This is a genomic window from Lacrimispora indolis DSM 755 (assembly GCF_000526995.1).
GTDB lineage: Bacteria > Bacillota > Clostridia > Lachnospirales > Lachnospiraceae > Lacrimispora > Lacrimispora indolis.
Window position 1 is genome coordinate 4,566,320 of sequence record NZ_AZUI01000001.1, and the last position, 21,591, is coordinate 4,587,910.

The window sequence follows — 21,591 nt, forward strand, 5'->3', positions numbered from 1 at the left end:
ACGGAACCTTTTTGAAAAATGAAAGATGTAATTATAGACTACTTCTGCGGTGGTGGAGGTGTAAGTGTTGGTGGACAGATGGCCTGGGGGCGTAGCTTCGATTTTGCAATTAATCATAGTCCTTCAGCCATATCAATGCACAAATACAATCACCCGTATACGCACCATTTTCCAGAAGATATCATGAGAGTAAAAATTGGAAAATTTCTTTCATGGGGGCAGAGAGTTAGCTTTGTTTGGGCAAGTCCAGACTGTACCTCGCATTCGAATGCAAAAGGAGATAAGCCCATAGAAAGAGGATTGCGAATACTTCCAATGGGTGTCTGGAAGCAATGCAAACTGATTTTAAAAGCAACAGGGAAAGTTCCAGAAGTTATTATGATGGAAAACGTTAAAGAAATCCAGAAATGGGGACCTCTAGATAAGAACGGTAAGCCCATTAAGGCCCGTGAAAGTGAGTATTACAATAAATTTATTCGCCTTATGAAAGCTTTTGGGTATGAGTTTGAATGCAGGGTTTTAAATTCTGCTGATTATGGAGCGCATACAGCCAGGGTGCGCTGGTATGGACAATTTAGGTGTGATGGTAGGCCGATTGTTTGGCCGGAGCAGACACATTCTAAAGGTGGTGTAAATGGCCTAAAGCCTTGGGAGCCGATTAGTCAGGATATTGATTTTACGGATTTAGGCAACCCTATATTTACTAGGAAACGGCCTTTGAAAGATAAGACACTGAGCCGTATCGCAGCCGGGATTAAAAAGTTTGTAATTGATGATCAGAACCGGTTTATTCTTCCGGACAAAGTGGCGGCGCCGTTTTTAATACAATATCATTCCGAAACAGTAAAGGGAGAGGTCCGGGGCCAGAGTTTAAAGGAGCCAATACAGACTATTGATACTGCAAACCGTTATGCTCTTGTAACCTGTTTCCTATCGAAGTTTTATAAGACAGGAACGGGCCAGACAATAAATGAGCCAATCCATACGATAACCACCTCTCCTGGGCATTTTGCTTTGGTGTCAGCTTTCTTGATTAAATATTACAGCGGAGACATCGGCCAGAGTTTAAACGAGCCAATCCATACGATTGTCACAAAGGACCGGTTTGGTCTTGTCCTTGTGGTAATAGATGGAGTAACATACCAAATCATAGATATATGGTTCCGAATGTTGAAGCCTGAAGAACTGAAATTGGGACAGGGATTTCCAAAGGATTATATCATTGATTTTAAAATGCCGAATGGTAAGCCTTATCCTAAAACAATGCAGGTTGAGAAAATCGGAAACAGCGTTGTCCCCCTGATGGCAGAGAAGCTTTGTTATACAGCTTGCCCTTATCTAAAGGTGGGGGAACGAATGCCGAACATGAGGATTGATGATAGCCAGGAGCAGCTTAGGTTTGCTTAATATGATTGAAGAATATCAGGAGGTTGAGACATGAAATATAAATGTATAAAGCAAATGTGCTTAGAAAAGGTAGATGGGGACGGCTTCAGCATTCCGAATGAATACGGAATTGTGCCGGTAGGTTCTATCTGGCATGAAGATAAATCAAGCATTATTGGTGGTGAAATTCATCTGGAATGCGCAAGCGGAGCAGAGGATTTGGGCTGGATAGAAATTTCTAAAAAGGATTTGGAGGAGTTTTTTGAATTAATAAGCTAAGGCTTTTGAAGAGGTGAGCTATGAGCAGTAGGCCAGAGGTTACAAAATTTTTATCATTGTCTATCCAGAAGCACATAAACCCCAATAATGACCCAAGAATTTACTGGGCGGCAGAAGTGACATTTGACTATGCCACCAGTAATGCGGTCCGGGTCGATTATATGAAATTTAAACCAGTAAACAATACGGTATCTGGTATTGAAAAGGGGGACTTCTACTGCTTTGAAGTGAAGTCCTCGGTGGAAGATTTTCATTCAAAGAACGGACATAATTTCTTGGGCGATTTCAATTATTATGTCATGCCTGAGGAAGTATACGAAAAAGTGAAGAATGAAATACCGTACAGAATCGGGGTATATGTTCCTGATGGAAAGAATTATCAGGGCGATTGGTATGATTTAAAATCTGTCAAGAAAGCCGTGAGGAAAGACAGGGACAGATCGGTACCAGAAATGTTGCTAATGATGTTTCGGTCAGCAACAAGGAGAAGTGTCTAATCTGGAATTCTCTTAGCAGTGGAAGAAAGGAAGCATTATGGAAATAGGCGAATTAGATATGCATTGTGGCAACTGTGGTGTAATTGATTATTGCACAGAACCGTTTGAAACGCCAGCTTTATGCTGTGTCAGTGCACTTGCTGATGTTTCCGAAGAAGATTATATTCAGCTGGCAGAAGAAATAACGTCAGAGGAAATTGAAGAGAAACAGCGGCAGTATGAAGAAAATGGTGTGGGCTGGACGGACGAGGATAAAGGGGCTATTTGCGATATCGTACTGGAAAAATTGTTTTCAAAAGAATAGGATTTAAAAGAAATATTGTTCCTTGATAATTGAATATTGATGGTTGGTGGTGTATAATTATCTTATCAAATTTTATACAAGGGGGATAAGAAATGGAGCAAAGAATTATTAATGGTCAAGCATATGCACACCCGTTTGAGTACATCATGCGTGACGTATTCCAATGTGACAGAGGCGGAGCTTGCGGAATGGCAGATGCTGATTTTATTAGAAAGCATCCTTATACAGCGGTAGCAGCAACATGTATGTACATATATGCTAATGCCGACGAGAAGAAAAAAGAAGAAATAGAGAAATTTCTTGAAGATGCCTATTTTCATTTCCAATTTGACTTAGACACACTTCTCTCATTTGAAACGAATGAGAAAGAAATTGATGGTGGATCATATACTTTGAGTTATGATAACGGAGAAGCAACAATTGAGGCGCTTGAAGAAAAGTTCAGGAATATTTGTAAGAAATAATTGTAAAAACCAACTATCAATATTCGGTAGTTGGTTTTTTGTTACCCAAAATGAAAGGAGGTCGGAGCTTCTGGCCAGGAGACACGTGTCGGCTCCTTTCGAGAAAATGTATTTGCTTAAAGAAGGATTGAAATTCCCTAAAACAACGTTTGTCAATATGAAACATATGCCATTTGAGATAAAACCATCTTTTAGCGCACAGCGCATAGTACAGTGGCACGAACATTGGGGTGGATTAATTTACATAGCATTTAGCGGAGGTCTTGATAGCACGGTGTTGGCTCATTTAGTCTGCATGACTTATCGAGAATATGGACTGACCGGAGAGATACCATTGGTTTTTTGTGATACTGGAGTGGAATTCCCGGAGATTAGAAAATTTGTTAAGGAATATGTCGCATGGTTGAAAACCCAATTTCCAGAGCTGACTATTACTTTAAAAATAATGTACCCAAAACATAATTTCAAGTGGGTGTGTGAGCATAAAGGATTTCCTCTGATCAGCAAAGATACAGCCAGTAAGATTAAAAAGTTAAGACATGGAAAACTAAGCGAGAAGTATCGCAATTATCTTCTTAATGGTGATGAACGTGGAAAATTTGGCATGTTGGCTAAAAAGTGGCATTATCTAGCGGATAAACAGATTACAGAAGAGGATATTTCGGACATATGCTGTGAGATTCTTAAAAAAGAACCTTTCAAGAGATATGTAAAGGAGACAGGTAGATATCCATTTATCGGGATTACACAGGACGAGGGATTTCGTCGAGAAAATCAGTACAATCATACGGGGTGCAACGTATATGATGGTACTACCATTAAAAGTCAACCGTTAGGATTCTGGACGAATCAGGATGTTCTACAGTATAAAATGGAGAATGAAATTCCCATTTGCTGTGTATATGGAGAGGTAAGAAAGAATCATTGTGGGATATATGAATTAACGGGAGAACAAAGAACTGGTTGTATCATATGTGGCTTTGGCTGTCATCTGGAAGCAGAGCCGAATCGCATACAACGCCTGGGAACTTCTTCTATTGATACACATAGAGAAGTATATAATTGGGGAATGAGAATTGAGAACAATGGAGTTACTTATCAAGAAGCATTGAAACATTGTGGCGTAGCTACGGAGACCTGGGAATCGATTGGGCAAATGAATCTTGCTGATTTTCTGAATGAAGAAAGGAAGGAACTCTGAAATGGCACAAGTAAAATGGTTAGATGAAACCTGTAACTGCTGTGGTAAGCCAATTAACAGTTGGGATAAGCGAATATCAAAGGTCCTGGCCTATAAATATCCTTGCTGTGAGAAATGTATAGCAAAGGAGTATGATGTGGCAGTAGGAGCTCTTAGAAGCCGCATGGAGGATTATTTTGGCATTAGGCCATGCATGGGGATATAGGTAATGGAAAAAGAATATAATTTACTTACCAAAGAGCTTTTGGCGGAGGGATACACGGTTGATAATTTCCCTGCTTATGTGAGGATATGCACTTCCAGATTTTCAGGAGACAATCCACTTTTTAATTTGGCAGGCGGATTTGAATATCTTCCATCATACAGAGATGAATTTATATATAAAACAGGCTGTGGAATGTATGTAAAAGGGAGCCATGTACTTAGCGATATGAGCTATATGGGTATTGATTGGAGCCATGAAAATAACTGCCCGGTTATCCGTTGTCCTTATGATAGAGCTGATTGTCCGGATAATAATGAGATTTTACATGGTTTGCAAGGCGGTGGCCTGTGTATCCAATGCTGGTGTGTCTGTCATAAGACCCAAGAAATATATGATTATGAAAATAGTTTGGAAAAGGCCAATAAAGAACGCAACGATGAAATAGACCGAAAATACAAAGAATATGTTGAAACTCACCATGGCAGAGTGTGCCGCAATCACATGGGTTATGATGAGCGAATAAGGACGTGGAGCCAGTATTATGAACCTTCCAGATGTGCTAAAATTTGCTATAGTCAGGACGGATATTGCCCTATACTTGGAAAACAGTTAAACAAGAAGCGTGGAAATGTTTATTATGATTTAAAAACCAGTTGTCGCCGGCATGATGATACAATCTTCAATGGGGACCATTCGGTCTCAGTCGAAAAAGGTATCCGGTATTTTGACCGTCCTGTTAGTATGGATATTTGTGAGGCATTTATTAAAGTACAGTCTGGTAATATTTATGAACGCCTAAAACGTAACGTGCGTTCCGAGCAATTTTTTGACAAGAGTTATTCCATAGAGGTCTTGAATATTCGAGCAGAATCGAAACCCAGCAGAGATTTATTACAAGACTTGCAGGACATAAAAGACGGAATTCAGGTTACTCATGCAACCGATGTGGAAAAGCTTTCTAAGAGTGCAAAAAGAGAACAGCGCCAGATTACGAAGCAAAAGAAAATTGAGAAATTAGAAAAGAAAATACTTGAGGTCGGATATGAGAATTTTGAAGAGTTTAGCCTTGATAAGATACATGCTGATAAATGGCTTTCGGAAGAACGAATAGAAGAGTTGGAAAATATACGAAAACAGAAGATAAAAGAAGAACAGGAGAAACCAGTACAGTTAAGCCTGTTTGATTTGTAAACTTTAAATATATAGCCGGGGCAGAGTCCCCGGTAAAAAAATAACCCGAAAAGAACATACATTCGAATCAATAACAATAAACAAGCGGCAGAGTCCCCGACCAAAGTTCTTCTACCGCTTTACGCTTAAGGACATTATAAATCAAATTGTCTCCTTAAGCAACTGAAATTTATAGAAAAGGAGATTACATGTTATGAATGGACAAACTGTTAAAGCACAGGTTATCAATAATATTATTGTTGCTATGGCAGGGCATGTGGCGAAAGATGTTCTGGATATTCTTCATCAGGTGATTGTAAAAGAATTTGTAAATGTCAATATGGAAGAGATAACAACCCTCCCGGCAGAGTACCAGAATGATACGGATCAGAAGAATAAGTATATCATTCAGCTTTTCATCGTCAAGAAGAAAATCAAGGATAATACAAAGGAAGCGTATCTTAGTGCCATTAAGCGTCTGATTACCCTGATTGATAAGCCATTGGACCGAATAGAGGAATCCGATATCAGCTATTATCTGTCCTGGTATGAGAAGCGGAATATTAATGCCGGCGGTAAGAAGAATCAGGCCGTGACCGTGAATAATGAAAGACGTTTCCTGTCAGCATTCTACACCTGGATGAGGAAGGAAAAGTTAATCAGTGACAATCCTGTGGAGGCAACAGATCCGCTGAAAACAATTCGAAAGCCGATTGATTATTTTAAACCAGAAGAGATGGCGAAGATGAGGGACGCATGCAAGAATTCTAGAGATCGCGCATTAATTGAAGTGTTGCGGAGCACCGGGGCCAGAGTGGGAGAGTTGGTTGAGATCACCCTTGACCAGATAGACTGGAATACCGGGGATATTATGATTCAGGGGGAAAAGAATGACAGGTATGAGCCTATATTCTTAGATGATGAAGCGCGGTATTATTACAGGCAGTATCTGGATTTAAGGAATGATGAAAGTCCGTTTATGTTTCCACAATGTAGGGCACCTTATTGGAAAATGTCAACGTCTGGAATCCGGAGCGTTATAAAAACCATTGGCAATCGAGCAAAGTTGAAATGCCGAGTGTATCCTCATAAATTGCGTAAAACTCTGGGAATGAGCCTTAAAAACAAGGGAGTGGACCTTGGCACCATTCAGGAGATTTTGAGGCATTCCAGTCCGTCAGTAACGGCTATTTATTACGCTCAATCTACACCGAATACATTAAGAAGTGTGAGAGAGAGGTGTGCAGGATAATGGGAAATAATACAAGAAATCAATTAAAAAATCTGGTTACCATTAATGCTGCAATCGAAGAAGCAGGGGAAGAAATCCAGATGGTGCAGAAGGAAATGAATATTCATGGCCATGATAAAAAGTATGTTTCTGCTTTGAATGCGCTGAATCAAAAGATTGTATATTTTCGGTATCAGAAAGTCAAAGTCTGCATGGATTTGTATGATAAAATTGAAGCCATTGAAGATGAACAGGAGAAGCGGTTGCTTAAGTACCGATATATAAGAGGTTACCGATGGGAGATTATTGCTGATAAGATGGGATATAGTGTCAGGCAGGTTTTCAATATACACAATAAGGCCATCAAGTTACTTTGCATAGAAGTGCAGTGAATCTTTGTGATATGCTCCAAATTATAAAGGAGGCTTATTGCATGAACAGTTTTATTAGTTGGATTGGTGGAAAGAAGTTATTGAGAAAGCAGATACTGGAACAGTTCCCGGATCAGGATTCCTATAACCGGTATATTGAGGTATTTGGCGGAGCTGGCTGGCTATTATTTTCAAGAGATAAACATGCTCCTTTGGAAGTCTTTAATGATGTCAACGGGGAATTGATCAATCTATACCGGGTGGTTAAATATCACCCGGAGCCATTGCAGAAAGAGATGGAATGGTTATTAATGTCTCGCGAGCAATTCTTTGACGAACTGAATCGAAACACCAGAGGAGTGACGGATATACAACGCGCTGCTAGGTACTTCTGTTTGATTAAGGAAAGTTTTGGAACAGACTGCAGATCATTTGGAGTGAGTTCCAGAGACATACATAAGGCAGTGGATTATTTGAAAGATGTATCAAATCGATTGAACCGCGTCGTTATTGAAAACCAGGACTTTGAACGACTGATAAAAACATATGACAGGCCAGATTCGTTATTCTATCTGGATCCTCCATATTACGAAGCAGAGAAATATTATCCGGACCGGTTCAATCCGGAGGATCATGAAAGGCTGTGTAAATGCCTGAGTGATTTAAAGGGAAGATTCGTTTTATCTTATAACGATTGCCAGCAGATACGTGATTTGTATGAGGGATATACTATCATTGAAGTTGACAGAATGAATAATTTGTTGAACAAGGATAGGAGCAGGAGATACAAGGAGTTGATCATAAAGAATTTCAAATAAGGTAAATGATTTTGATACCCCCCGGGTATGCGTTTCTTAATCTGGAATGCTCATTTTGAAACTTTGAAAATTAACGTTAAAAATCTGACTTAGATTGTGCTGATATTTTGAAAAAAATCCAGTTCATATCCTTGTGATATTTTGAAAATTTTCAGATTGCTCTTGTAAAGGATTATCGTTCTTGCTATGATTATGCAGGCATTACCACATGGCTTAATCCCCAGCCAGGGCCTTGTATTTGCCCCGCAGAGGGCATTAAGATAGCACGTGGTCACTTGATCGCATTTAGAGACCCGAACCAATATAAAGGCTATTTGGTGTTATGATATCATATGCCAGTAGAGACTTCAAGGACAAAATCAGAAAGCCAATTGAACCGCCAGAATGGTGGCCCGCGTTGCGTAGCTTTATCAAACATAAGCTTGTACCTCCTCACTTAGATTTTTGCATACATCAAGCCGCGCCCGTCCACGTCCTGCCCCGTGGCTTTGTAGGGCGTAGCCTGATCATATGCGGGGTGCTATCGTGCAACCGTTTAAACGCCGGATTACATCACCGGGGCGGTGTAAGATGGATAGTTGCCGGCTTGCGTCAGGCAGTAGGCAGGTACACGCCTTTAGCAAGTGCTTAATGGCCGCCGCCGGAATCGAACCAGCGGTACTCCAACGGCCTGCGAGTGCTATTTTTCGATGTATCCAGCTTTTTCGAGTGCTAGAGCCACAGGGTCAGTTATACTGACTATGGCATAGGTGTTCCAACCATTTTCTACTACGGTGTGGACGATAGCTTCAGCACCCATACGGCGACACCACTTAGCGAAACGTTCGATATTGCTTCGAAAACAACGGGGGTATTTATAGCGCTCAAGGTTAATGCAGTATAAGTACCCGGCTATGCAACCGGGGTACTTGGCGTAATTTGTTATCTGATGAATTAACGCGACCCTCCTATAACGGCCCTGATATCCAAGTAAGGTGTCAACATATTTTGGTATGGTCATCTTTCCTTTTTCTTCCCTTATCCCTGGGAGCCGGGAAATAAAAGAACGGTGGCGGACTGAACCGCCCACGGCTTAACCGTAACCGCCTAAATTGGATTTACTGGACCATGGTTTTAATAAAATCATCTATGCTGTTATTTGCAGTAAAATAATTTGCTGGGAAGTGCTGATCCACTATCTTTTTCAGTGCTGATATTGCGCTTTTTAAGGTTTTTTATGGTTTGTATAAAGTCCAGTAGTCTTGATATTCATTTAATAACTCAGAGAAGTAAAAATCCTTTTGCATTATCACGTATTGCCCGTCTTGGGATTTTACCATGTAACTGTTCTTTATTTCCTCTTCTCTTTCTTTAAGCATATTCCGATCGCTTTCCTCTTCAACAATTTCAACAGAATTGCATTTCTGGAGGTTATCAGAAACAATTCCGATATTAAAAACTTTCCCTACGTAATAAGCTGTAGCTTCTTGAACTGTCCCATTGAAGCGTGTTGTTGTGTTGTCACCGTTTGCATAATTTACTTTAATTGTCATAGTGTTGTCCTCCTAAAATTTGGTAATCCGGCGGTTGCTTTGACGCTACGGCTTGACCGCCGCCGGTTAAATTAGATAATTGCAATTCGCTTGTCTCCACTGTCAAGGGCTTTCTGGAGCTTGTTAGACATACTGGTTAAGTTCTCCGCTTTGAGATTTAAGAGCCCCTTTTCAATGGTGCTTGCTTCGGGGGACGCGGCGGCATTTGTATTGATTGCCGCATTCCTATCAAGCTCCCCAATAATCCATGCAATTTCAGTTGTTGTCAAATTAATCATTCTGTTACCTCCGATTTTTTGTTTTCCTCCGCTCTGCATTTACCAGGGCTTGTGACCTGCGGAGCTTGTCCGGCTGCATTAGAGGGGCGGCAGTGGCCGCCTAATAAGCGAATTTCGAATTGAAGATGATGGACATGTAATGAGATTTTGAAACTCTTATCGGCCGGAAGTTCAGGCAACCTACTTGCTGGCCTATGTAGTAGTGGTTGCATTTTGAAATTTTGCAGATCCAAATTTTATTTTGATTCCAGTTATCTACCCTGTGTTCTGTTTTCATGTGGAGCTCCTTTCCTTAAGCGAATATGAAATTGTGAATCTTATTTTTCATGGTAGCAGGCATTAAGAAAGCGTAACCAGTGCGAACTCTCCAGCTACAAACTGCACGAGTAGCAATGTAAAGCCGTTTCTGCTGTTCACTATCAAGTTGTAAAACTTCTATAATCGCCTGAACTGCGCTTTGTGCTCTATCGTGTGACTGATTGGCATATGACAGGTGATCTTTGCGTTTTTTCAAGCCATCAAAATCTCCGTTGTAAAGTGTCTTCCCAGAATAGCAATAATCGTTATAACAGGTGTTTTGTTCCTCGACTAAATCAATCAGCCTTTCGATGTCAATGTTCATTTTCATAATTTCTACCGCCTTTCAATGCGACTTGTTTATAAGTATCCCGACCGCCAGCCGGCGGTTTCGTCTTAATTTTCAAAGACTCTTCAGGGGATTTATTCTCTATTTTCTAATTCTTCTTTTGCTGATTTCAAAATATCATCATCATAAACAGAATTGGCAATCTGTATTCTTACTACTTCCATTCCGTAACTTTCAAGGTATTTTTTACACTCTTTGGTGCTTTTAAAATATCTATAGTCTTTGTAAACTTCCTTGGTGTTTGGATATGTCATAATAAACTCGAATAATTCCATGATAGTTACCGCCTTTCGATTGACTTATTTGTGTTGCTTGCTATGTTTATACTATATCACTTTAGAAAGTGACTGTCAAGCGATTTTATAACTTTCTTAAGTGATAAATATGATTTGACTTTTTGTCAAAGATATTTTATACTTAATTAACTGGAGGAGGTGCGTTATGTTACGATATAAAATAGATGTTGCTGATGCCTTGGAGCGCAAAGGGTTTAATTTGTATAAGGCAAAGACGACAAAGCTTTTAAGTCAAGACACACTAAAGAAAATTAAGAAAGAGGATACTACTATATCCTTAGAAAGCCTTAACCGGATATGTCTAATATTGGATATGCAACCAAAGGATTTGATAGAGTTTAAAGCAACTGAAGAAGAAGAGGAAATAAAAAAGAAACATAACTTTTAAAAAATGTCTTGAAAATAACTTTTGGAAGTGATAATATAGGGGCAACAAATAAAATACCTTGCAAGACAAGGGAGAAAAGAGGAAGATTATGATGACAAGAGAAAGGGCATGGGAGTTAGCAATCGAAGGGATTGAAAAAGCGTATGAAGAAAAATTCGGGGAACCGTTATGGCAGGCCTTTGGAAACTCCGTAGCCTATCAAACATATCTTCGGCAGATCGAGAACGATAGCGATTTCTCAGATCTTGATGAGTATGCAACGGAGGAAGAGTACAAAGATTCTTGGTATAAGTGGTTCATGGATGAAGCCGAAGAGATCACGGATAATGACCGAAAGGAATATCAGTTATAATAATTTATGTCTGAATCCAGAAAGGCGGAGGATATGAGGCAAGTGAGAGACTTAACCGGCCAGCGATTCGGCAGGCTTGTAGCTAAGTATCCCACAGACAAGAGACTCGGTACATCCGTGATTTGGCATTGTGCCTGTGACTGTGGGAAAAGCTGTGAAGTTGCTGCCGTGAATCTTTTGGCAGGAACTACTAAAAGCTGTGGGTGCTTGCGAAGCGAAGCGGCGAAAGAGCAAATCGATAAAAACAGAAATCCGAAGTATATCGACATCACGGGCAGGACCTTTGGAGAGCTTACCGCGAAGTATCCCCTCCTGGACGGAAAGCGTGGCAAGGGTATGAGTATGACTTGGCATTGTGAGTGCAGTTGTGGAAAGGCGGTCGATGTGCCATATGGCAGTCTAGCAAGTGGGAGTACGACATCATGTGGCCATGTTTGTGTGGACAAGATTAGGGAGCTTTATGTCAACGGTACAGCCCCGTGTAAATTGACATCCACGATTAGTGCGTCAAATAAATCCGGAGCTACGGGCGTGTATTACAACAAAGTGCGAAAAAAGTGGATAGCCCAAATAATGTTTAAGCGCAAGAATTATTATCTCGGAGGTTACGATGTTTTAACTGATGCAATGGACGCACGAAAGCAAGCAGAGAAAGAGATTTACGGTCCTTTCTTGGAGTGGTACGCAAAAGCATATCCTGATCAGTGGGAAAGATTGCAGAGAAAGAAATGTTAAGGACCGGCGGTTGTTGGCTCTTTTCGTATACATTTTGATTCCAATTTGTACACAAAATGTTTCCACAGATTTAGATATAGATATATAAATACATTGCGCAAAAACATGATCATTGCATCATATGCAAGGCCGGACTTCTCCAAAAACTCTATAATGATTAATAAATAAAAGTTATTGACAGATATTGGATATTCTGTTATCGTAAAGATAATTGAAAGAAGGCCGTATATAGCCACGTTAATATATACATTTTCGGAGGATAGGGATATATAGATTTTATATATTACTCCTTCACCCTGGTAGCTCTAGGAGCCGTGACCCGTTGCATAACGTACTTGCAACAGGTGGCGGCTTTTTTATTTGGCCGTAAATCGATTTTAAGGAGGTAGACGAGAAAATGTCCGCGGAAGAGATTGGAAACGGCGTAAGATGGCAATATGAACGCTAAAACAGCATTTGATCTATAGGTTATAGTACAACTAGAACAAATTCAGAATGAATCTAAAATTGAGGGGTGAGGCAGATGAAAGGAATGAGTGATAAATGTGATCGGAAAAGTTGCCGGTTTTGTGAGACCGGTAAATGCACAGATCAGGAGCAACGGAACGAATGCTTAGGCCTACTCTTTCAAATCCTCCCCGATCCTGATGACCGGATAACATTTGCCCTGGTAGACCAGGTTGTAAAAAATTAAATAAACCTACTGGGATATCAATGATAAGTACCCAGATGTTAAATATATAAAGCTTTTATATGTATCTGTATGATGTATATATGATACCCGTATAAGAGCCAGAAAGGAGTTATAAATATTATGCCTAAGTCAGATGAGTATACAGTAGATGGCTTTGATATAGAGCTTGATACAGATGATAAAGATACAGACGATAGAGATTATATTAATAATATTACAGCTACAATTATGGATATATCTAATGAGTTTATAAAGAGGCATAGTAATATTAATCTATGTTCTTCTCAAGGATTATCTGAGTTATTAAAGGATATAGGACGTAAATATAAAGTTGGATTTAATACAGTCACTAAAGAGTATGATATCAAAGAACTAAATATATTATGGGACATCTATACAGTTATCTGTTGTACATGTAGGATTAAGCCCACACTGCTCCGCTTTAGTATGATGGCGGGTATTAACAAGGACACGATAAACAGCTGGTTAAAAGGTGAATTTGATGGGCGGGTCGCTTCCGGCCATTCCGTTTCGGCACAAAAATGGAAATCGGAATGCGAGTCAACTTTGTACGATGAGGTAATCCAAACCGGCAATATCGGCTGTATGTTCGCCCTAAAAGCCAATTATGGATACCGGGATAATGTCCAGATCATAGCCTACGATGATAAGGCCGGGAAACCGGAATACACCCGGTCGGAGATTGAGGACAGAGCAAAAACAGTGGACCTGCTGCCGGGATCGGCTGACGAACTACCGGATTAAAGGCAAAAGAAAAGCCCCGGCGAATGCCAGGGCAGATGTTAAATCAAGAATAAATGTTTCTGTATTGCTTCTTCGACTTGTTTCGGTTGTATACCGATATATCTTTGAGTAACGGCGGTACTTGAATGTTGCAGGAGTTGCCGAACGATTTCAATGTTGTAGCCATTGCTGTTATAAATGTCGGTAGCATAATACTTGCGGAAGCTGTGAGAACCGATATTTTCAAGGCCTAGAGATTCACAAGCCAGTTTTAAATGCTTTTGTATGGCTCTTTCGCTTATGTCAAACAGCTTTGCACGGCTTGAAATGCCGTTATCAAGCGCATATTGCAAGATGTAATTATACAGTTCGACCGGTACAGTAAAATTCCTTTGCTTTTTAGTTTTCCCCTCTGTGATGTCAAGGCGATAGCGTTCGCCGTCTTTGATTATGTCACAGGCATGGAGCCGCAGCACATCGCCTATACGTAAGCCCAGGTTGGCTTCCAGCACTAAGGCAGTAGCGATCCGGTTGTTTGGCTTACAGATGGTTCCGTCCTTGGCCGTAAAGCCGGACCGGATAGTGTCAATGATAAGCTGATATGTTTCTCTGGTTAGTGCAACTGTTTTTTTATTCATTCTGTACTCCTCCTTAAAAGTTCGTAAAACACCTATTAAAAGTTCGTATAATCTATTGATACCATAATACCATATGATGAAACCATTGTAAATACGTAATAGTTCGTAATTTGATTATTTTACGAACTTTGAAAACGCAAGCAAATAAGACACCCGGCAGGGGGGGTCTATAGGAATTGATTTTTAGGCGTAGTTGGGTCCCGAAGTAACGAAAAAATCAAAAAAGGCTTTTTATCAAAGTCAAGAATCTGATCAAGAAAGTAAAGAGGTATTCATCATGGTAGACCTTACAGGAAAATTTATAACCACTACGACAAATGAAGAAAGTGAAAGATTGCTTAGAATGGCTTCTGCACGAGGATATAGAACAGATATTGGATTGAAAGCAATGGTCAACAATAGATTATTCTATTTCTCTGAATTTCCTAAGTGGATATCTACTCCGGCTTATTTTCATTCACCAGATAATGCTTATACATACCAGGAATTATTTGGTGAAGAAGATGAGGAAATGAGCAGGATACTATCTGATTCATTGCGCTTCTGCCGGGCTCATGGATATAGCATTTTCAGGATTTATGTTGATGAAGAAACCATGGCATTTAAGGGCAAGGCGATAGCCAAAGGAATTTCAGGAGATCGTAAAGAAATTGATATGAGCATTGGGAAACCTATTAAGCTTTCAAAAGCTGATATTGAACTGCTTGTAGGCTGTCCTGTTGAAATCGTTTCTTAGAAAAGTGATTCTCAAATTTTTAAAAAATATAAAAAGGCCTTTTCCCGGGAGGATACATAAATGTTCAATCGAAAATTATTGTTTGCCAAAAGGCATAGAGGAACTTTCCTGTTTGCTTTTGTAAATTTCAAAACTCAGGAATGCTATGAATGGTATATCCAGTTCTCTTTAAAAGATCCTTGGTGGGTTCCCAAATATGATCCGTACTACCTCAATGGAAAATGCCCATTAGCCGGCTGGTTATTTTTCTACTTTGGCAGACATACAAGAGGAGCTGTTATTCCTTGTCAGGAAAGTGATATTCATGAGGGCGAGAAACCTATAATTGATAAGGCCGGGAATCTGTATATGATTTATAATCTGCCAGATGAAGAACTGGCCAGAAAGTTCCGGCGGACGATTCTCCGGTATAACTGTGATGTTGAAATCGAGAAAGATGGCGATAACGTGACACTTGTTAATCGGGTCCGGTCCAGAAGATGGATTTCAATTTTTCTTAAAAAATAAAAAAGGGGTTGTAGGAAGTCATGATTAATATAGCAGCAATAATAGCGTCACAGACAGCAATGCGTGCCGCAACGCAATTTACTTTGAATCAGGCAAAAAGGAGACGTGAAGAGGAAGCAAAAAGAAAAGATAAGCCTAAAAAGTAAATCTACGGGTTCCGGCGTGCATGGGAAGCCAGATTAAATGCGGTCAATCAGGTGGCGGCACCTGGGCGTAAAGTAGCCCGTAACTGGAATATGAGGTAAATATAATGAGTGTAAGTAATGATTCGTATTATAAGCCAGAGGAAGCGTTACAGGAATTAATGCTTCAAGAGCGTATTCTTTGTACTGCTATTGATATTCAGGCGCTACTTGGCCTTTTGGTGGATAAAGGGATTATTTCGAAGGAAGAGATTGATATGTTTAGAGACAGGGTTCGAAATCTTCCGAAGTACAAAAACTCTATTGAGGAAATAGAGCGGTTGAAAAAGGGATTTTCAGTTGCTAAAGATAATCCAGAAGCATATTTGAAAGCAATTTTAAATGCAAAGATGAGTGGCAAAATAAAATGAATTATTGAATTGGGGAGGTTATGAAATGTCAAAAGTAGAAATCAAAAACGATAAAGTAAATAATTCAGTGTTATTGAATGGAACAGATATAAGCAATCTCTTATCTGGGGTTGATTTGAGGATAGAAGCTGGGTGCTACCCAAATTTAACTCTTTATGCTCCGTTGGTGCCATCAGCAGCTATATTGCTGAACAATGCAGAGGTTAAGATTGATAATAAATTACTCCAGATTGCAGCAGAAATCATGCGAACTGAATTTATGCAGAAAGGTGACTGGTACAATGCTCTGGTAGATTCCATTGCACAGTATTTGAGAGCCATTCCAGCCAATGAAGGTTTATACAGCGTAGCGGAGGGACTTGCAGACCGTATTGTTGGTGCAGAATCGGACCGGGACAGCATTGACAATCTGGACCTTACTGTCAGGACATATAACTGTCTGAAACGTGCAGGTGTGGAAACAGTGAGCCAGCTTCGTCAGATGTCAGCAGTTGATTTTGCGAATGTAAAAAACTTCAGTCAGCGGTGCTTTGAAGAAGTTTTGGAAAAGCAAAAAATTATAAGTGCTGAGAAAGGGGACTCCATGGACAAGAAAGAATTGGCAAAGCTCATTGATGGGTATGAATACAGATCCGAACCTGAACCGTTTAGTAGTGTTAGGCAGGCAGCGAAAGAAGCTGGTTTGGTTATTGTTAGCGGAGCTTCAGATGATCTAATGATTTTTGATGGGGCCATTTATGATGAGGGTGGCTGCTTTGACGGTGGAAAGGTATTCTTTGACCGGAATGGCGTATCACAAGATGATTCAGAGCGTGCAAACTGCATTGAAGCTTTCTGGTGCGATAAGTCCGCAATAGATGAATATGGGAATGTCATTACCTGGACATATAAAACGGATATTCCACACGAAACATTCATGATGTATGAGGACGGGCAGCCGTATTGCCGGGGTATTGTGTTTGATTTGGCAGATGTGAAATAGGGGTGAGAGAATTGGAAGCATTGAAGTGGATTGTTACGGTTTGGAATGTATTTATGGTGATTTTTATTCTTTGGTTTTCCAGGGGACTGATCTGGAAGAGAGATAAGGCAGCAACAGTCGGATTTGGTGTTATGGCAATCATGTATATTCTGGCTTTGCCGCTAATATGGAGGTAACTGATATGATTTGTTTCTCAGAGCAACAGAAACAGGAAATAGTACATACAGGAATACTGGTAATTGAGTTCAAGAGGTCAATTGTAAAGGTCTTTGAATCCCTAAAAGACGTGATTGTGATTGTAAACGATGTATTGCTACAGTTTGCAGATAGAATCCTCAAAAGTGTACAGATAATTTGTAAAGAATACCAAAGTATGCCACCAAAGGAAAAATATAAGGGGGTCCGCGGGCTGGACAAGTGTGGATACACTGAAAAAGAAATTAACTTGATGGTAGGGGGAACATACCACTGCCGCAATAATTGTTAGGGAGGATATTGGAAATGAAGAATTGGAAAGTGTTTGTAATTGGAGCTGCTGCAGTATTTGCAGTGATTTTAATGGGAGTGTTTGGAATCCAGGGAAGCCAGAATAAGGCAATCTACCTGGAAGAATCCATTCAGACGGCTCAGTCAGATATTAAGGTGCAAGAAAAGCGCCGGGTAGATTTGGTTTATAACCTTGCGGATTGCGTAAAGCAGTATGATAAGCACGAGGCAGATACCCTGACAGCGATTGTAGAGGGGCGGGGCAGTACTGGAGATATTGAGAATGTGACAACGGCAATAACGGCGGTATCTGAAGCTTATCCGGAATTAAAGAGTAATGAGAATTATAAGCAGCTCATGACTGAATTAGCCACAACCGAAAATCTGATGGCACAGTACCGGGAGAATTATAACCGGCAGGTGGGTGCATATAATCGTTATGTTAAAGGATTCCCAGCCAGAGTTTATCTTGATTGGTGCGGATATGAACGTCAGGATTACCAGCGATTGGATTACAATGCCCCGTCAGATGCTCCTCAGAATTTGTTTAAAGAATAGGAGGACGATTCATGGAAGAATTAAAGATGTCCATAGATGAGATGATTTCAACACTTGATGGTGCAAGCGGACGGTTAACCGTTGAAGCGCTTAAGAACCCGGTAATCAGGGAAGCAAAGGAAATGGTTATGAAAGTCAGCATAGCCCTTGGAGAATTAGCAGAGGAATTGGAAGAATCTGCTTACCTTGAAATTGACGAAGATTAAAGAGGACTTGATATGAAAAGGTCATGGGATTTTGGAGATTTTGAAATCACATTACGAGAAGTCATAGCCAGCGTTACCATTGTTGCTGTTATGTTCCTGATTGGATTTGTGATAGCTGGGAAAATAGAAGCTTACCAGATGGATAAGAACGCTGAATATAATAAGGCGGTACATATTACGGACACAGAAATGTTCCGTTATGGCATGGACACAAGCCTTGGGAATGCTTTTGTTTATGGGAACCTGCAAGCAGTTGATCCGGTGACATACCCTGAAATTGGCGGAGAGTACTTATATGTAGAAAAAGTGAAAGAAAGATATACAAGACATACCAGAACAGTTCATCATTCGAATGGAAAAACTTCATGGACAACAACTGAAACATATTGGACATGGGATAAGGTCGGATCAGAAAATATACATTCGAACAATATACGGTTTTTGGAAATTGAATTTCCCTATGGAAAAGTAGTTATTCCACATAGTGAGTACATGGAAACAATTAAAGAATCAAACAAGATCAGATATAAATATTATGGTTGCCCGAAAGAACACACCGGATCCATATATACATTTCTGAAAGATGGCACCATAGCAGACAATACGGAATTCTTTAAAAATATGAATATTGAAGAAGCGTTGAATCAAAAGACTTCTGGAATTGGATTATGGCTGTTTTGGATATTCTGGATTGCTTTAACTGGTGTCGTGATGTTCGGATTCTATTACCTGGATAACGGATGGTTAGAGTAAAAATTTTCTCCTCATAGCTGTTTGCTGTTAAGGCGGAGCGAATCTGCCGTGAGGTTTTTATCCTTGTCTCCACTTAGTGGGATTTTCTGCATAAAGTCCTGTCGATGGGAGATGTATGGATAGCAGGTATTAGTTTTATGATGGTTAAAACAGGCAGAAGCGTATGTGAAGACATGCAGGTTGACAGACATACGTCAGGAAGCAAGACATGCGGTTCGAATCCGCATATACCTGTTGGGAATGATCTGGCTTAGCCAGTCAGAGAATTTCAAGTAAGAGGTTGCAAACTTTTGCGTGATTGCGGTGGTGGTTCAAATCCACAATCCCGTTATATGAGTATGTGTGAGGCTAACATTGAAAGTATGGCAGGTAAGGCGTAGGGATAATCGCAGGTTCGATTCCTGCCACCGCAATTTATAAAATTGTTTAAGAGGGGAATAAGCTAATCTGGTGAAAGCGCCTGCCTGAAGAGCAGGAGAGATAGGGTCGGAACCTATACTTCCCATTTGCTTCTTTTTTTCATTCACAGCCGAAAGCGACAACCTAATGGAGCAGGTGCAGGGTCTAATAGGATTGTGGTTGTGTCTAAGAGTTGCATCATAACTAAGGAAGCAAGCGTTGCCGAATAGCTATCGGCTGATGTGAGAGTGAGCGCAACGCCTTACAGAGAATGACAATGCCTGCTGAAAGCGCCCGGAGCGTATTCGTGCACAAGTACGCTTGCGAAATCTCCATAAGAGGGTGAGTAGACGGTATGATAATCTAAGCGGGCCGTGCTTAGGACCCTTAGCTCAGAGGTCAGAGCCTCCGGCTTCTAACCGGAATGTCCTGGGTTCGAATCCCAAAGGGTCCATTGGTGGCTGAAAGTTTAGTGTGAACGTAATAAGCCAAATTCCTCATGTGAGAAAACACATGGGAACTCATGAATATGGGTGAATGGCATTTGGAAAATCCTTATTTCTGTTCTTAGTAGCCAGTAAGTGAACGTGCTTCATGCAAGTGGTTTGCGTGGATATGGTTCTACCCCACGATGGGCTATTGCCAAACGGTAAGGCACAGGATTTTGATTCCTGCATTTCCCGGTTCGAATCCGGGTAGCCTGATTTGCACATTGGAAATTGAATATTGATGGTTGGTGTGGTATAATTTTTCTATTACAAATGATGAGGGGGGTTATTATGGATAAACGATATCAGGTTTTTGTTAGTTCAACATATAAAGATTTACAAGATGAGCGTAAAGAAGTTATGCAAGCATTACTTGAATTAGACTGCATACCGGCTGGAATGGAACTTTTTCCAGCTTCGAATGATGACCAATGGACTTTAATAAAAAAAGTTATTGATGACTGTGACTATTATATTTTGATTTTAGCAGGTAGATATGGTTCTGTTAATGAAGATGGTATGGGTTATACTGAAATGGAATATCGATATGCTTTGGCGGCGAATAAGCCTATAATAGCTTTTCTGCATAAAAATCCAGGAGATATATCATCAGCTAAAACTGAGGATACGCAAGAAGGTAAGGAAAGATTAAATCTATTTAGGGATTTGGCCCAAAAAAAGATGACTAAATATTGGACTAACCCTTACGATCTAGGAAGCGTAGTTTCAAGGAGTATGATTACTCTTATTAAAACATTTCCTGCTACAGGGTGGGTCAAAGCTGATAATATAACAGATGAAAATACGATGAAAGAATTACTTAGACTTCAAAAAGAAAACAAAGAATTAAAAGAACAACTGGAGTTAAGTAATATTCAAGCACCTGATGGAGCGGAAAATTTCTCACAAGGTGAAGATACAATTGTATTGAATTTCGTGTATAGGTATTTTGATAAACAAAACAATAGATATTCAAGCTCAATGGATTTTGTGTTTACATGGAATGAATTATTTAAAGTTGTAGCTCCTTATTTGGTTAATGAATGTGACGAGGTAGATATGACAGAGGTTATTACAACCTACATGAAAGAAAAATGTCATGATGAAATAATAATTTTAAAGTCAGAAATGAAAATACGGTCATTTGATAAAATTCAATTAAAAGTTGGTCATTTTCAAATAATCAAAGTACAATTTCAAGCACTTGGATTGATACAGAAAAGTATCAAGAATAGAAGTGTTAAAGATAACTTAACATACTGGAAATTAACCCCATATGGAGAGAGGATAATGACTCAATTAGTCGCAATTAAAAAAGAAAAATAAGATTTCGCTACCAACTATCAATATTCGGTTGGTAGTTTTTTTATGGGAAAATGAGGTGGGAACATGAGTAACGTTGAAATAGTATTTATGGTGATTAAATTCGTAGTATTTTTATACGCAGCTTGGAAGTTTGTAACTGGAGATAAGGAAAAGATAAGTACGTTATGGTATGGAATATTCCTGATAGGTTTATTGCTGTGAGGTGGATTATGGACGGATTCCAGCTTTGCTTACGTAACTTTTGCTCTTACTGCCCGGATTTTGAGCCGGAGGTCGATAAAGAGGATTGTACCTTGATCGGGGATTCTTCTTCCAAAGTCATGAATATTATCCGGTGCCAGAATGAGGGCCGGTGTATCAATATTGTG

32 protein-coding genes and 3 tRNA genes are annotated in these 21,591 nt (G+C 39.9%); 30 read left to right on the top strand and 5 right to left on the bottom strand.

Annotation, left to right across the window (positions count from 1 at the left end):
• Window positions 1-18: 18 nt before the first annotated feature.
• The 11 genes from K401_RS0122030 (at window position 19) to K401_RS0122080 (ending at window position 7,926) form a co-directional block, all read left to right on the top strand.
• Window positions 19-1,407 carry a DNA cytosine methyltransferase gene (locus tag K401_RS0122030; protein WP_024294984.1) on the top strand — a complete coding sequence of 463 codons (1,389 nt, stop codon included), beginning with the start codon at window positions 19-21 and terminating at the stop codon, window positions 1,405-1,407.
• A 30-nt stretch (window positions 1,408-1,437) separates the two neighbouring features.
• The gene (locus tag K401_RS0122035) at window positions 1,438-1,665 is read left to right on the top strand and encodes a hypothetical protein (protein ID WP_024294985.1); all 228 of its coding nucleotides are present in this window, start codon (window positions 1,438-1,440) and stop codon (window positions 1,663-1,665) included.
• 20 nt (window positions 1,666-1,685) lie between these two features.
• A complete protein-coding gene (locus K401_RS0122040; RefSeq protein WP_024294986.1) occupies window positions 1,686-2,162 on the top strand; it encodes a hypothetical protein in 477 nt (158 codons plus the stop codon).
• A gap of 37 nt (window positions 2,163-2,199) precedes the next feature.
• Window positions 2,200-2,466: a hypothetical protein gene (locus K401_RS0122045; RefSeq protein ID WP_024294987.1), complete on the top strand. Its 267-nt coding sequence runs from the start codon at window positions 2,200-2,202 to the stop codon at window positions 2,464-2,466.
• Between the two features lie 92 nt (window positions 2,467-2,558).
• Window positions 2,559-2,930: a hypothetical protein gene (locus K401_RS0122050; RefSeq protein ID WP_024294988.1), complete on the top strand. Its 372-nt coding sequence runs from the start codon at window positions 2,559-2,561 to the stop codon at window positions 2,928-2,930.
• Entirely contained in the window at window positions 2,887-4,131 is a 1,245-nt protein-coding gene (locus tag K401_RS0122055; protein ID WP_242842328.1) for a phosphoadenosine phosphosulfate reductase family protein, read from the top strand. Before K401_RS0122050 ends, K401_RS0122055 begins: the two co-directional genes overlap by 44 nt.
• Before the next feature lies 1 nt (window position 4,132).
• Window positions 4,133-4,336, top strand: a complete 204-nt coding sequence (locus K401_RS0122060; protein WP_024294990.1) for a hypothetical protein — start codon at window positions 4,133-4,135, stop codon at window positions 4,334-4,336.
• Between the two features lie 3 nt (window positions 4,337-4,339).
• Window positions 4,340-5,527, top strand: coding sequence for a hypothetical protein (locus tag K401_RS0122065; RefSeq protein ID WP_024294991.1), 1,188 nt, complete (start codon window positions 4,340-4,342; stop codon window positions 5,525-5,527).
• A 193-nt stretch (window positions 5,528-5,720) separates the two neighbouring features.
• A complete protein-coding gene (locus K401_RS0122070) occupies window positions 5,721-6,758 on the top strand; it encodes a tyrosine-type recombinase/integrase (protein ID WP_024294992.1) in 1,038 nt (345 codons plus the stop codon).
• Window positions 6,758-7,129 (top strand): hypothetical protein, encoded by a 372-nt coding sequence (locus K401_RS32035; RefSeq protein WP_024294993.1) that lies wholly within the window; start codon window positions 6,758-6,760, stop codon window positions 7,127-7,129. The genes K401_RS0122070 and K401_RS32035 overlap by 1 nt, the downstream gene beginning before the upstream one ends.
• A gap of 41 nt (window positions 7,130-7,170) precedes the next feature.
• The gene (locus K401_RS0122080) at window positions 7,171-7,926 is read left to right on the top strand and encodes a DNA adenine methylase (RefSeq protein WP_024294994.1); all 756 of its coding nucleotides are present in this window, start codon (window positions 7,171-7,173) and stop codon (window positions 7,924-7,926) included.
• Between the two features lie 1,214 nt (window positions 7,927-9,140).
• Here the strand turns inward: K401_RS0122080 and K401_RS31440 are convergent.
• From K401_RS31440 to K401_RS0122110, 4 genes are all read right to left on the bottom strand, one after another.
• On the bottom strand, window positions 9,141-9,458 hold the full coding sequence (locus tag K401_RS31440; protein WP_024294996.1) for a hypothetical protein: 318 nt from the start codon (window positions 9,456-9,458) through the stop codon (window positions 9,141-9,143).
• Window positions 9,459-9,529: 71 nt separating this feature from the next.
• Window positions 9,530-9,736, bottom strand: coding sequence for a hypothetical protein (locus tag K401_RS0122100; RefSeq protein ID WP_024294997.1), 207 nt, complete (start codon window positions 9,734-9,736; stop codon window positions 9,530-9,532).
• Between the two features lie 292 nt (window positions 9,737-10,028).
• The gene (locus tag K401_RS0122105; RefSeq protein WP_024294998.1) at window positions 10,029-10,364 is read right to left on the bottom strand and encodes a hypothetical protein; all 336 of its coding nucleotides are present in this window, start codon (window positions 10,362-10,364) and stop codon (window positions 10,029-10,031) included.
• Between the two features lie 92 nt (window positions 10,365-10,456).
• Entirely contained in the window at window positions 10,457-10,657 is a 201-nt protein-coding gene (locus K401_RS0122110) for a hypothetical protein (RefSeq protein ID WP_024294999.1), read from the bottom strand.
• 166 nt (window positions 10,658-10,823) lie between these two features.
• On the opposite strand from K401_RS0122110, the gene K401_RS0122115 reads away from it, so the two are divergent.
• From K401_RS0122115 to K401_RS0122135, 4 genes are all read left to right on the top strand, one after another.
• Window positions 10,824-11,066, top strand: a complete 243-nt coding sequence (locus K401_RS0122115) for a helix-turn-helix domain-containing protein (protein WP_024295000.1) — start codon at window positions 10,824-10,826, stop codon at window positions 11,064-11,066.
• Window positions 11,067-11,154: 88 nt separating this feature from the next.
• Window positions 11,155-11,418: a hypothetical protein gene (locus K401_RS0122120; RefSeq protein WP_024295001.1), complete on the top strand. Its 264-nt coding sequence runs from the start codon at window positions 11,155-11,157 to the stop codon at window positions 11,416-11,418.
• 33 nt (window positions 11,419-11,451) lie between these two features.
• Entirely contained in the window at window positions 11,452-12,153 is a 702-nt protein-coding gene (locus K401_RS0122125) for an AP2 domain-containing protein (RefSeq protein WP_051464075.1), read from the top strand.
• An 814-nt stretch (window positions 12,154-12,967) separates the two neighbouring features.
• Entirely contained in the window at window positions 12,968-13,612 is a 645-nt protein-coding gene (locus K401_RS0122135; protein WP_024295002.1) for a hypothetical protein, read from the top strand.
• Window positions 13,613-13,650: 38 nt separating this feature from the next.
• On the opposite strand, the gene K401_RS0122140 is transcribed toward K401_RS0122135, so the two are convergent.
• Window positions 13,651-14,229, bottom strand: coding sequence for a tyrosine-type recombinase/integrase (locus K401_RS0122140; RefSeq protein WP_024295003.1), 579 nt, complete (start codon window positions 14,227-14,229; stop codon window positions 13,651-13,653).
• A gap of 277 nt (window positions 14,230-14,506) precedes the next feature.
• Between K401_RS0122140 and K401_RS0122145 the strand changes: the two genes are divergently transcribed.
• From K401_RS0122145 to K401_RS33015, 15 genes are all read left to right on the top strand, one after another.
• Window positions 14,507-14,965, top strand: a complete 459-nt coding sequence (locus K401_RS0122145) for a hypothetical protein (protein WP_024295004.1) — start codon at window positions 14,507-14,509, stop codon at window positions 14,963-14,965.
• Between the two features lie 60 nt (window positions 14,966-15,025).
• A complete protein-coding gene (locus K401_RS0122150; protein ID WP_024295005.1) occupies window positions 15,026-15,472 on the top strand; it encodes a hypothetical protein in 447 nt (148 codons plus the stop codon).
• A 20-nt stretch (window positions 15,473-15,492) separates the two neighbouring features.
• Entirely contained in the window at window positions 15,493-15,618 is a 126-nt protein-coding gene (locus tag K401_RS33875; RefSeq protein ID WP_278246376.1) for a hypothetical protein, read from the top strand.
• Window positions 15,619-15,722: 104 nt separating this feature from the next.
• The gene (locus K401_RS0122160) at window positions 15,723-16,025 is read left to right on the top strand and encodes a hypothetical protein (RefSeq protein WP_024295006.1); all 303 of its coding nucleotides are present in this window, start codon (window positions 15,723-15,725) and stop codon (window positions 16,023-16,025) included.
• Window positions 16,026-16,050: 25 nt separating this feature from the next.
• A complete protein-coding gene (locus K401_RS32565) occupies window positions 16,051-17,007 on the top strand; it encodes a DNA-directed RNA polymerase subunit alpha C-terminal domain-containing protein (protein ID WP_084492966.1) in 957 nt (318 codons plus the stop codon).
• An 11-nt stretch (window positions 17,008-17,018) separates the two neighbouring features.
• Window positions 17,019-17,183 (top strand): hypothetical protein, encoded by a 165-nt coding sequence (locus K401_RS33010; protein WP_156945304.1) that lies wholly within the window; start codon window positions 17,019-17,021, stop codon window positions 17,181-17,183.
• Window positions 17,184-17,188: 5 nt separating this feature from the next.
• Window positions 17,189-17,494, top strand: a complete 306-nt coding sequence (locus tag K401_RS0122175) for a hypothetical protein (RefSeq protein WP_024295008.1) — start codon at window positions 17,189-17,191, stop codon at window positions 17,492-17,494.
• Between the two features lie 14 nt (window positions 17,495-17,508).
• The gene (locus tag K401_RS0122180; RefSeq protein WP_024295009.1) at window positions 17,509-18,051 is read left to right on the top strand and encodes a LemA family protein; all 543 of its coding nucleotides are present in this window, start codon (window positions 17,509-17,511) and stop codon (window positions 18,049-18,051) included.
• Window positions 18,052-18,062: 11 nt separating this feature from the next.
• Window positions 18,063-18,257, top strand: coding sequence for a hypothetical protein (locus tag K401_RS0122185; RefSeq protein WP_024295010.1), 195 nt, complete (start codon window positions 18,063-18,065; stop codon window positions 18,255-18,257).
• Window positions 18,258-18,269: 12 nt separating this feature from the next.
• Window positions 18,270-19,010, top strand: coding sequence for a hypothetical protein (locus K401_RS0122190; RefSeq protein ID WP_024295011.1), 741 nt, complete (start codon window positions 18,270-18,272; stop codon window positions 19,008-19,010).
• Window positions 19,011-19,442: 432 nt separating this feature from the next.
• Window positions 19,443-19,515: transfer RNA gene (locus tag K401_RS0122195), tRNA-Phe, on the top strand.
• A 275-nt stretch (window positions 19,516-19,790) separates the two neighbouring features.
• Window positions 19,791-19,863: transfer RNA gene (locus tag K401_RS0122200), tRNA-Arg, on the top strand.
• Window positions 19,864-20,041: 178 nt separating this feature from the next.
• Window positions 20,042-20,113 (top strand) — tRNA-Gln (locus tag K401_RS0122205).
• Window positions 20,114-20,188: 75 nt separating this feature from the next.
• Window positions 20,189-21,223 carry a DUF4062 domain-containing protein gene (locus K401_RS0122210; protein ID WP_024295012.1) on the top strand — a complete coding sequence of 345 codons (1,035 nt, stop codon included), beginning with the start codon at window positions 20,189-20,191 and terminating at the stop codon, window positions 21,221-21,223.
• A 63-nt stretch (window positions 21,224-21,286) separates the two neighbouring features.
• On the top strand, window positions 21,287-21,424 hold the full coding sequence (locus K401_RS33015) for a hypothetical protein (RefSeq protein ID WP_156945305.1): 138 nt from the start codon (window positions 21,287-21,289) through the stop codon (window positions 21,422-21,424).
• The last annotated feature ends 167 nt before the right edge of the window (window positions 21,425-21,591 follow it).